The following is a 10,562-nucleotide window of genomic DNA, read 5'->3' on the forward strand; positions in this document are numbered from 1 at the left end:
AGACCGTGGCATTCCTGGTGTCAACGGGCGCCCGGCGGATGTGAGCCGCAGCACCACTTACTTTGATCACGGCGATTACATCGACGATAAGTCCCAGTCCCTGCGTTCCAGACTCGCCTACGAGCTCAACGCCGACTGGCAACTGCGCCACACCCTCGGCGTGTTCAAGCTCGACAGCGATTTCGACAATACCTACCAGACCGGCTATGACCCGAAAACCAACACCGTCAGCCGCCAACACTGGCAGCAGGACCTGACCACCCGCAACGTGTTCAACAACGTGGAGCTGGAGGGCGGTTTCGACACCTTTGGCCTGGAACACCGCCTGCTCACCGGTATTGAGCTGGGCAGCCAGCGCCGTGATCCGAAGCTGTACTCCGCTCGCGATGGCAAGACGGTGCCGAGCCTGGACCTCAACCAACCCAATCGCCGCCTGAGCCACACCGGGAGCATGCGACTGTCGAGTAACAACCACACCGAAGTCGAAAGCCGCGCCCTCTACATACAGGACCAACTGCGCCTGAATGACCAGTGGCAACTGCTGGGCGGGCTGCGTCACGACCGCTTCGAAGTGGACACCACCAACAAGCTGCTCGACATCCAACAGAACGTGAAAAGCCACAGCACCAGCCCGCGCGTCGGCCTGGTGTGGACGCCCCTGGAGCACCACTCGTTCTACGCCTCGTGGAGCAAGACTTTCACCCCAGCAGGCGGCGGCCTGATCGGCATCACGCCGAACGCCACCGGCAACGTCAACGACCTGAGCCCGGAGTTGACCAAGCAAAAAGAAATCGGCGTGAAGAGCGACTGGTTCGATGAGCGCCTGAGCACCACCCTGGCTGTGTACGAGCTGGAACTCTACAACCGCCGCACCAGCGACCCGCTGGACCGTACCATTACCCTGCTCACCGGCGAACAGCGCTCACGCGGCGTGGAGCTGACCGCCACCGGCAAGATCGTCGACAACTGGTATGTGCGCGGCGGCGTAGGCCTGCAAGATGCCAAGGTCGAGAAGGACAACAACGGGTTTGAGGGCAAACGGATCAGCGACGTGGCCAAGCGCAACGCCAGCCTGTTCATCACCTGGAAGCCGGAGATGGGCTGGTACGCGGAAACCGGTTTGACCCTGGTGGGCGATCGTTACGCCGACAACCTCAACACCGTGGTGTTGCCTGGTTATGGTCGCTGGGACGCGCTGGCCGGGTTCCGTCAGAAAGAATGGGACGTGCGGGCAGCATTGAACAATATCGCTGATAAAAACTACTACGCCTCGGCGACCAGTGCGGCGCAGATTCAACCAGGCGAGCCGCGAAGCCTGGTGGTCACCGGTACCTACAGCTTCTGACACGCCTCATGGGAACCAAAGCCTGCTCCCACACTGGTTAGGCATTGCCCACAACATCAGCGCCTGGCACAGATCCCTGTGGGAGCGGGCTTGCCCGCGAAAGCGGCGTGCCAGTCACCACATCTTCAACTGAACCACCGCCATCGCAGGCAAGCCAGCTCCCACACTGGTTAGATATTGTCCAAAAAATCAGCGCCTGGCGCAGATCCCTGTGGAAGCGGGCTTGCCCGCGATAGCGGTGTGCCAGTCCCCCAATCTTCAACTGAACCACCGCCATCGCAGGCAAGCCAGCTCCCACAGTCGGTTTCAGGTGTGTTCTTTAGTTGCTCATCAACTCGCACAACGCCTGCACTTCGTCCTCCGTGAACAACCCAACCGGGTAGCGCTCACTCATCACGCTGCGCAAATCAGGCAATTGCCTGACCTGTGGCGAGCCGTTCGCCTTCAACCAAAGGGCCAACGCATGGATGGCGTCTGCGTCGACCCGCAAAGGGTGGAACGTACGCGTGTTCATCAGGTGGACATCGGCATTCATTTCAGCGCTCTCTCCTGCTGCGTGAGCGGCTAACTTACTCAAGGTTTGTGACAGAACTGCACGGTCATCCCCCTTGGGCCACTGTAACCACAGCGATACAAGAGCTATGCCAATGTGCCCTGTTCACCGGCATGCAGACATGAAAAAGCCCGCGACCGGGCTGGGTCGCGGGCTTGTGGGGAACACTGCAAACGCGCGTTGCTCGTACGCCATCAAGGCGCTGTTACAACTGCACTCACTTTCGCTGCGGAGCTGGCTGCTGTTGGGTCAGGCAATGGATATTGCCCCCGCCCAGTAACAATTCGCGGCCCGGCACCATCACCACTTCATGTTGTGGGAACAGGTTCTGCAGGATTTGCTTGGCCTGATCGTCCAACGGGTCATCGAAACTCGGCGCGATGATGCCGCCATTGACGATCAGGAAGTTGACGTAGGAACCGGCCAACCGCACGGTCGGATTACGCTCCTGGCTACCGTCAACCAGGTCTACCCCGGCGCATTCCTCCTCAGTGGCATACAGCGGACCCGGGATCGGCATTTTATGCACGATGAACGAGCGGCCCTGGGCATCGGTGCTGCGTTGCAGCACGTCCATGGCTGCGTGGCAGCGTGGGTAGTTCGGGTCTTGCGGGTCATCGGTCCAGGCCAACAGCACTTCGCCCGGGCGCACGTAGCAGCAGAAGTTATCCACATGGCCGTCGGTTTCGTCGTTGAACAGGCCATCCGGCAACCAGATGATCTTGTCTACCGCCAGGTTATCGCTGAGCACCGCCTCAATGGCCGCACGATCAAGGTGCGGGTTGCGGTTGCGGTTCAACAGGCATTCTTCGGTGGTGATCAGGGTGCCTTCGCCGTCGACATGAATCGAACCGCCTTCAAGCACAAAGCCTTCAGTGCGGTAACGCGGTGCGCGCTCCATCTCGAGGATCTTGCCTCCCACCTGGGAATCGCGGTTCCACGGTGCATACAGGCCGCCGTCAAAACCACCCCAGGCGTTGAAGTCCCAGTTCACACCCCGTACTTCTCCACTGCCGTTGATCACGAAAGTGGGGCCGGTGTCGCGAACCCAGGCGTCGTCATTGGACATTTCCACCAGGCGGATATTGGGTACGTCCAGGCGGGCACGGGCGTTTTCGTACTGGCTGGCGGAGACCGCGACGGTCACCGGCTCAAAACGTGCGATGGCCTTGGCCACCGTCACATGGGCCGCCTGAGCAGGCTTACCGCCCAGGCGCCAGTTGTCTGGGCGCTCGGGCCAGATCATCCAGGTCTGGGTCTGGGGCGCCCATTCGGCAGGCATGTGAAAGCCATCGGCGCGAGGTGTGCTGTGCAAGGTGGTCATGGCGATCAGGGCTCCGAATGGGGTGAAGGGCAACTTTATAATGGATAAAAATCGGCTTTAACAAACTAAAAACATGATAGGTGCTCGCGCCTGCAAAAAATAGCCGATAACAATCGATAAATCACAGTTGCTCATCCAGCACTTTCGACAGCATGTCCACAAAGAAGTCCACGCTGCGTCTGGACGTCACCATCGGCGGCTTGATTTTGAGGATATTCAGATAATCACCGGTAGGTTGCATGAAAATCCCCAGCTCCCGCAGGCGATCACACAACAAGGCGGTTTCTGCCGTCGCAGGCTCCAGGGTGTGGCGATCACGCACCAGTTCAAGGCCCAGATAGAAGCCCGAACCGTGCACGGCACCGACGAGTGGATGGCGATCAATCAATTCCTCCAGTCGTGCCTTGAAATGCCCGCCTACCAGTTGGGCGTTTTCCCACAGCTTTTCCTCTTCCATCACGTCCAGCACTGCCATGCCGATCCGGCAACTGACCGGGCTGCCTCCCGATGACGAGAAGAAGTAACCCTCGGCCTCCAGCGCCTCGGCAATCTCTCGGCGGGTAATCACTGCGCCCAACGGCTGGCCGTTGCCCATGCCCTTGGCCATGGTAATGATGTCAGGCACCACACCCTGCTGTTCAAACCCCCAGAAGAAATGCCCCATGCGGCCGTAACCCACCTGCACTTCATCGGCGATGCACACGCCCCCCTGGGCACGCACCAAGCCATACACCTGTTGCAGGTAACCCGCTGGCAGGGAGATGCCACCGGCGTTGCCGTACACCGGTTCACAGATAAACCCGGCCAATTGACGCTGGCTCGCGGCGATTTTCGCCAGGTTATGCTCAACACTTCGTACATAGTCCGGCGCGCTGTCCGGCCCGCGGAATTCACCGCGGTAGGTATTGGGCGCGGTCACGGGGTGTACCCAATCCGGGCGGCTGCTCAAGGCCTGGGGGTTATCGGCAATCGACGTGGACACGGCATCCGCCGCCACCGACCAGCCGTGATAGGCCTCCAGCACGCTGAGCATGTCGCGCCCGCCGCTGTAGGCCCAGGCCAAACGAATCGCCAGGTCATTGGCCTCGGTGCCGCTGTTGACCAGGAACACCCGGTCCATGCCCTCCGGTGCCAACGCCAGCAGGCGCTCGGAGAACTCGGCAACCGCCGCGTAGTGAAAGCGCGAGTTGGTGTTGAGCAACGACCACTGCCGAGCCGCCACTTCAGCCATGCGCGGGTGGCCATGGCCCAGCACGGCCACGTTGTTGAGCATGTCGAGGTAGGATCGGCCCTGCATATCAATCAGGTGGTTGCGCCAGCCGCGCTCGATACGCGGTGGGTCGGCGTAGTAGTGCTTCTGGGAGCGGGCAAAGCTGGCATCACGCCGGGCCAGCAGAGCTTCTGGGTCTAGTTCCGGCTCCGCATCACAGGCCAGGCCCAACAGCGCTGCGGGTGACGGGCACAACGCCTGCCACGCCAACGCCCGGGAAGGTGTGCAGAACAGCGGTGGCTCAAGGTCGGCGCGGCATAACTGCACAGTCAACGGCGCATGAACCTCGCCCAGCACCTGCCCTTTGACCAGGGTTGCGCCCGGCTTGAGTGATGTGCGCACGCCCCACAGGCGCAGGCTCAGGCCGCTGTCGTGCAAACACAGCAAGCCGTCGGTACCTTCGCGCAGCATTCCCGCAAAGGGTGCTTCCAGCACCGTGCCGTGGGGCAGATGCAGTTCGACATGCAGGGGGAAGGTCTCGGGCTCTAGCGCACTGTCGGGGCGGGTGCGCGACAAGCGGTATTGCCCATAACGACTGGCCGCCAGCCCATGCACCGTCGCCGCTTGATCCAGCAAGCGCCGATCGATGCCGGGAGTCTCCCAATTGCCAGCCTCGAAATGCGGGCTGAGTACGCCCAGGTCGATCAGCGCAAACTCGCGGCCCACCAAGCCTGGCAATAAAGGCGCGAAGTCTTGGTTGGCGACGGGCGGTAATGTTTTGCCGACGCTGCGCAGAATAGCCGCTTGCATGAGTTCGAAGGGCACCGACGTGGCGATATGGAAGATTTCCCACTCGTGTTCGGCGTTTTTCTTTAGATAAACGTTGTCCGGGTCCAGGCGTTGCTGCTGCTCACTGCTGAGCACCAACACCGCCGCGCGAGCGACGATCAACGGCCACAACACCTCCAGCTCTTCGCGCTGCAACGGCGTGACCGCGTGGCAGGCCTGGATCGCCGGCAAGAGAGCAAATGGATCACCGTCGGCATGGTGCAACAGCGCCGCGCAGGTCACCGACAGATCGGCAATTCGCCAGGTGTGCACCAGATCGCCGAAATCGATCACGCCTTGTATGCGCCAGTGCCGCTGGGCATCACACTGCCACATCACGTTGTCGTCGGTGATGTCCATGTGCACCGCTTGCCAAGGCAGGTGTGCCGCCAACGGCTGGACATGCGCCTCGACCTGCCTGGCTACCTGCTCCAAAGCAGCACGCTGCGGCAGGTCGGGCAAGGTTGCCAGCAGGTGGGTGATCAATGCTTGCGCGTGGCGCGGGTCCCATTGCAGGGTGCGCGCAAGGCCTGGGTGCTCGAAACCTGCCAGCGCGAGGCTCATCTGCCCGCACAGCTCACCAAAGCCTTCGATCACGGTGCGGCTCAGGTGGGGTAAATGCGTCAGGGGCTGGCCGTCGATGTAGTCCAGTAGCCGCAGGTGCAGGGTTTGGTCATCGACGTTGACCGTCAGCAACTCCTCACCCGCCAAGGTCTGGATGACCTTGGGAACACGCAGGCCGGCATGCGCGCCCAGGCTGTTGAGCGCTGCGTGCTGGGCTTGAAGTTCAACCGCGGCGTAGTCACCCCGGCAGATTTTCAAAACGAAGCGGCCCCGCGTGCTGTCAATTCTATAGTTGAGGTCTTGCTGACTGCCCAATGAATGTAATTTGCCCGCCATACCATAGTGCCGCTCGAGCAGGCATGCTGCTTGCTCGGGGGTTACTTGTGGGCAAGGCAAGCTGGCACGGTGGGTCAACGTGGCTAACGACATTGTGACGACCTTTGTTTTTTCAGGCGTCTATATCGCCATTGTTCAGGGGCACAAGGCAACCCCCCAGTAATACAGCGCTTGCACCACCCGGCTCGCACCACTCAAGCTATGCTTCATCCGCATAATGTCTATCAAAGGAAAGGGCCCTCCGATATGCGCATTCTCGTTACTGGCGGCGCTGGCTTTATCGGCTCAGCCCTGATCCGCCACCTGATCCAGCACACCGAGCACGAGGTGCTCAACCTGGACAAGCTGACTTACGCCGGCAACCTCGAGTCGCTGACCAGCATCGCGTCCAACAGCCGCTATGAGTTTGTCCAGGCCGATATCATCGACCAGGCCACCGTCAGCGCCTTGCTCGCACGCTTCGAACCCGATGCGATCATGCACTTGGCGGCCGAGTCCCATGTCGACCGCTCCATTGACGGCCCGTCGGATTTTATCCAGACCAACATCGTTGGCACCTACAGCCTGCTGGAAGCCACGCGAGCCTATTGGCAGAAGCTGGCAGAGCCGGCAAAAAGCGCATTCCGTTTCCACCACATCTCCACTGATGAGGTGTATGGCGACCTGCACGGCGTGGACGACCTCTTCACCGAGACCACGCCTTACGCACCGAGCTCGCCGTATTCCGCGAGCAAGGCAGCGTCCGACCACCTGGTACGCGCCTGGCAGCGCACCTATGGCCTGCCGGTGCTATTGACCAACTGCTCGAACAATTACGGGCCGTTCCATTTCCCCGAAAAATTGATCCCGCTGGTGATTCTAAACGCCCTGGCGGGCAAGCCACTGCCGGTGTATGGCGATGGTCTGCAGGTGCGTGACTGGCTGTTCGTCGAGGATCATGCCCGTGCGCTGCTCACAGTGGTCACCACTGGGGTTGTGGGCGAAACCTACAATATCGGCGGCCACAACGAACAGAAGAACATCGACGTGGTACGTGGCATCTGCGCCCTGCTGGAAGAACTGGCGCCGCAACGCCCAGCCGGTGTGGAGAAATTCACTGACCTGATCACCTTCGTCAAGGATCGCCCAGGCCACGACCAACGCTACGCCATCGACGCCAGCAAGATCGAACGCGAACTGGGCTGGGTCCCGGAAGAAACCTTCGAGACCGGCCTGCGCAAAACCGTACAGTGGTACCTCGATAATCTGGAATGGTGCAGCAGGGTCCAGGACGGCAGTTATCAGGGAGAACGATTGGGCAACACCGACTTGAAGGATCTAATCGCATGATGAAGGGAATTGTATTGGCTGGCGGCTCCGGCACTCGCCTACACCCCATTACGTTGGGAGTGTCCAAACAGCTGTTGCCGGTGTATGACAAGCCGATGATCTACTACCCGATATCCGTGCTGATGCTCGCAGGCATCAAGGACATTCTGGTGATCTCCACTCCGGTAGACCTACCGCAGTACCGAAACCTGCTGGGAGACGGCAGCCAGTTTGGCGTGCGTTTCACGTATGCCGAACAGCCTTCCCCGGACGGGCTGGCTCAAGCATTTATCATTGGCGAAGAGTTCATCGGTGATGACGCGGTGTGCCTGATTCTCGGGGACAACATCTTCCACGGCCAGCATTTTGGCGATCAGTTACGCACCGCAGCCGAGCGCTCCTCGGGCGCTACTGTTTTCGGCTATTGGGTGAAAGACCCGGAGCGCTTCGGTGTGATTGATTTCGATAAAGAGGGCCGCGCCCTTTCCATCGAAGAAAAACCGGCAAAGCCAAAGTCACCGTATGCCGTGACCGGCCTGTACTTTTACGACAACGACGTGATCAAGATCGCCAAGGCGGTCAAGCCTTCGCCCCGCGGCGAGCTGGAGATCACCGACGTCAACAATGCCTACCTTCAGCGTGGCGATCTTCACGTTGAACGCTTCGGCCGTGGGTTCGCCTGGCTCGACACCGGCACCCATGACAGCCTGCTGGAAGCCTCGACCTACGTTCAGACCATCGAGCACCGCCAGGGTTTGAAAGTGGCCTGCCTGGAAGAGATCGCCTATGAAAATGGCTGGATCGATCGTGATTATCTGCTGGAACGCGCCAAGTACTTTGGCAAGACCGGCTACGGCCAATACCTCTACTCGCTTGCCGGAGAGACCCAGTGAATGTAGTTGAAACCACACTACCCGGCGTACTGATCCTCGAGCCAAAGGTATTCGGCGACGAACGCGGTTTCTTCTACGAAAGTTTCAATGCGCGCGCCTTTGAAACGGCCACCGGGCTCAAGCGTAATTTCGTGCAGGACAATCACTCACGCTCGCAAAAAGGCGTGCTGCGAGGTTTGCACTATCAGCTTGAACACACTCAGGGCAAGCTGGTACGTGTTACCTACGGTGAAGTGTTGGACGTAGCGGTCGACATCCGTCGCAGCTCACCCAACTTTGGCCAGTGGGTGGGTGTCCGCCTGTCGGCACAGAACCATCGCCAACTCTGGGTGCCGGAAGGCTTCGCCCATGGTTTCGTGGTGTTGAGTGAGTACGCAGAGTTCCTGTACAAAACCACCGACTACTACCAGCCAAGCGCCGAGCGCAGCATTCTCTGGAATGATCCGACGCTGGCCATCGACTGGGAGCTGGCCGAACCGCCGCAACTCTCCGCCAAGGATCAGGTCGGCAAACTGCTGATGGAAGCTGACTTGTTCCCATGAAAATCCTCATCACCGGCCAACACGGCCAAGTCTCCCAGGAGCTGCAACAGCGGCTCAAGGGCCTGGGCGAACTCCTCGTCCTGGGCCGCGACCAGCTTGACCTGACAGACGCAGACCTTATCCGCCGGCAAGTGCGCGCCCATCGCCCTGGATTGATCATCAACGCTGCGGCCCACACCGCCGTCGATCTGGCCGAGAGCGAGCCGGACGCTGCGTTCGCCATCAATGCCATCGCCCCCGGAATCCTCGCCGAAGAGGCCAAGGCGTTGGGTATCCCGCTGATTCACTACTCGACCGACTACGTGTTCGACGGCACCAAACCTGCCCCGTACACCGAAAGCGACACGCCGAACCCATTGGGTGTCTACGGCCAGAGCAAGCTGGCGGGTGAGCAGGCGATTGCGGCTGCAGGCGGCGAGTACCTGATCTTGCGCACCAGTTGGGTCTATTCCAGCCACGGCAAGAACTTCCTGCTGACCATGCAGCGCCTCCTGCAGGAAAAACCGCAGATGCGCATCGTGGCCGACCAGATCGGTGCACCGACCTGGGCCGGGACTATCGCCAACAGCACCCGCGTGCTGATCGAGCAGTGGCAGGCCGGTAAGGCAGGGGATTGGGGTGTTTACCACCTCACTGCCCAAGGTGAGACTTCATGGTTCGGCTTTGCCCAAACCATTGGCGAGCAACTGCGCGCCGAGGGCAAGGCCTGCGCCGAGCTGGAGCCGATCCCTTCCAGCGCCTACCCGACCCCCGCCAAGCGCCCGCTGAACTCGCGCCTGGACTGCACCCGCCTGCAACAGCAATGGCACGTCAGCCAGCCCCAGTGGCAAGACGCATTGCACGAGTGTCTTGCACAGCAGCACTAGGCATAATGCGCCTGTACCCACAGGCGCGACTTCCATGACCCCACCCCTTCCGCGAAGACCCCGCTGGCGCAGCCTCGCCCTGCTGGCTCTGTGCCTGGCACCGCTGTTGTGGCCGCTGGAGCATTTGGCCGAGCGCTATTACCGCAGCGAGCTGGCCGGGCAAAACCGCCAGACCCTCGACCTCTACGTCGCCAACTTGCTGGGCACCCTGCACCGCTATGAAATACTGCCGCAGATCCTCGGGGACTTACCGGCCCTGCGCACTGCATTGGGCGCGCCCCACGTCAGCACCCACCTGGTCAATGCCAACCAGTTGCTCAAGGACGTCGCCGCCCAGGCCGGGGTAGAGGTGATGTATCTGATGGACACCACCGGCAAAACCCTCGCCGCGTCCAACTGGGACAAACAAGACAGCTTTGTGGGGCGCAACTTTTCCTTCCGTCCGTATTTCAGCGAAGCCATGGCCGGGCGCCTCGGCCGGTTCTTCGGCCTGGGCACCACCTCGGCCAAGCGCGGCTACTTCTTCGCCGCCGCGGTGCGTGACGGCGATACCGTCATCGGCGTGCTGGTGGTGAAGGTCGACCTGGACCACACCGAAAGCCTGTGGGGCAATACCCCGGAACAATTGCTGGTCACCGACCACAACGGCGTGGTGATCCTCACTTCGCGACCGCAATGGCGATTCCGCGCCACGCGGCCACTGACCGCCGAAGAACGCCAGGCCATCATTGCTATCCAGCCCTACCCCACCCGCGACCCGCAGCCGTTGAGCCTCAGCAGCAGCGCTTGGCTG

Annotated in this window: 9 protein-coding genes; 6 read left to right on the forward strand and 3 right to left on the reverse strand. The window is 60.8% G+C overall.

The features are described 5' to 3' along the window. On the forward strand, positions 1-1,345 hold a 1,345-nt coding region (locus tag APH41_RS27475; RefSeq protein ID WP_156359105.1), incomplete at its 5' end, for a TonB-dependent siderophore receptor. 319 nt (positions 1,346-1,664) lie between these two features. Here the strand turns inward: APH41_RS27475 and APH41_RS27480 are convergent. The 3 genes from APH41_RS27480 to APH41_RS27490 form a co-directional block, all read right to left on the reverse strand. Continuing rightward, positions 1,665-1,880, reverse strand: a complete 216-nt coding sequence (locus tag APH41_RS27480) for a hypothetical protein (protein WP_054922627.1) — start codon at positions 1,878-1,880, stop codon at positions 1,665-1,667. Positions 1,881-2,115: 235 nt separating this feature from the next. Further along, a complete protein-coding gene (gene aguA, locus APH41_RS27485; protein ID WP_054896639.1) occupies positions 2,116-3,222 on the reverse strand; it encodes an agmatine deiminase in 1,107 nt (368 codons plus the stop codon). 121 nt (positions 3,223-3,343) lie between these two features. Beyond that, a complete protein-coding gene (locus APH41_RS27490) occupies positions 3,344-6,253 on the reverse strand; it encodes an aminotransferase (RefSeq protein WP_054922630.1) in 2,910 nt (969 codons plus the stop codon). A gap of 153 nt (positions 6,254-6,406) precedes the next feature. Between APH41_RS27490 and rfbB the strand changes: the two genes are divergently transcribed. From rfbB to APH41_RS27515, 5 genes are all read left to right on the forward strand, one after another. Beyond that, the gene (gene rfbB, locus APH41_RS27495; protein WP_054896641.1) at positions 6,407-7,489 is read left to right on the forward strand and encodes a dTDP-glucose 4,6-dehydratase; all 1,083 of its coding nucleotides are present in this window, start codon (positions 6,407-6,409) and stop codon (positions 7,487-7,489) included. Then, a complete protein-coding gene (rfbA, locus tag APH41_RS27500; protein WP_003187717.1) occupies positions 7,486-8,361 on the forward strand; it encodes a glucose-1-phosphate thymidylyltransferase RfbA in 876 nt (291 codons plus the stop codon). Before rfbB ends, rfbA begins: the two co-directional genes overlap by 4 nt. After that, positions 8,358-8,903, forward strand: a complete 546-nt coding sequence (gene rfbC, locus APH41_RS27505; RefSeq protein ID WP_054922633.1) for a dTDP-4-dehydrorhamnose 3,5-epimerase — start codon at positions 8,358-8,360, stop codon at positions 8,901-8,903. Before rfbA ends, rfbC begins: the two co-directional genes overlap by 4 nt. After that, entirely contained in the window at positions 8,900-9,769 is an 870-nt protein-coding gene (gene rfbD / locus APH41_RS27510) for a dTDP-4-dehydrorhamnose reductase (RefSeq protein WP_054922635.1), read from the forward strand. Before rfbC ends, rfbD begins: the two co-directional genes overlap by 4 nt. Before the next feature lie 34 nt (positions 9,770-9,803). Next, positions 9,804-10,562, forward strand: a 759-nt coding sequence (locus tag APH41_RS27515) for a cache domain-containing protein (protein ID WP_371262648.1), incomplete at its 3' end; no start/stop codon positions are given.

The organism is Pseudomonas sp. NBRC 111138, assembly GCF_001320835.1.
Taxonomy (GTDB): Bacteria; Pseudomonadota; Gammaproteobacteria; order Pseudomonadales; family Pseudomonadaceae; genus Aquipseudomonas; species Aquipseudomonas paracarnis.

What these genes read in the sequence shown, in the direction of transcription:
- APH41_RS27480 (WP_054922627.1), bottom strand. Translation starts at nt 1,880, where the DNA reads ATGAATGCCGATGTCCACCTGATGAACACGCGTACGTTCCACCCTTTG.
- rfbB (WP_054896641.1), top strand. Translation starts at nt 6,407, where the DNA reads ATGCGCATTCTCGTTACTGGCGGCGCTGGCTTTATCGGCTCAGCCCTG.
- rfbA (WP_003187717.1), top strand. Translation starts at nt 7,486, where the DNA reads ATGATGAAGGGAATTGTATTGGCTGGCGGCTCCGGCACTCGCCTACAC.
- APH41_RS27490 (WP_054922630.1), bottom strand. Translation starts at nt 6,253, where the DNA reads ATGTCGTTAGCCACGTTGACCCACCGTGCCAGCTTGCCTTGCCCACAA.
- aguA (WP_054896639.1), bottom strand. Translation starts at nt 3,222, where the DNA reads ATGACCACCTTGCACAGCACACCTCGCGCCGATGGCTTTCACATGCCT.
- rfbD (WP_054922635.1), top strand. Translation starts at nt 8,900, where the DNA reads ATGAAAATCCTCATCACCGGCCAACACGGCCAAGTCTCCCAGGAGCTG.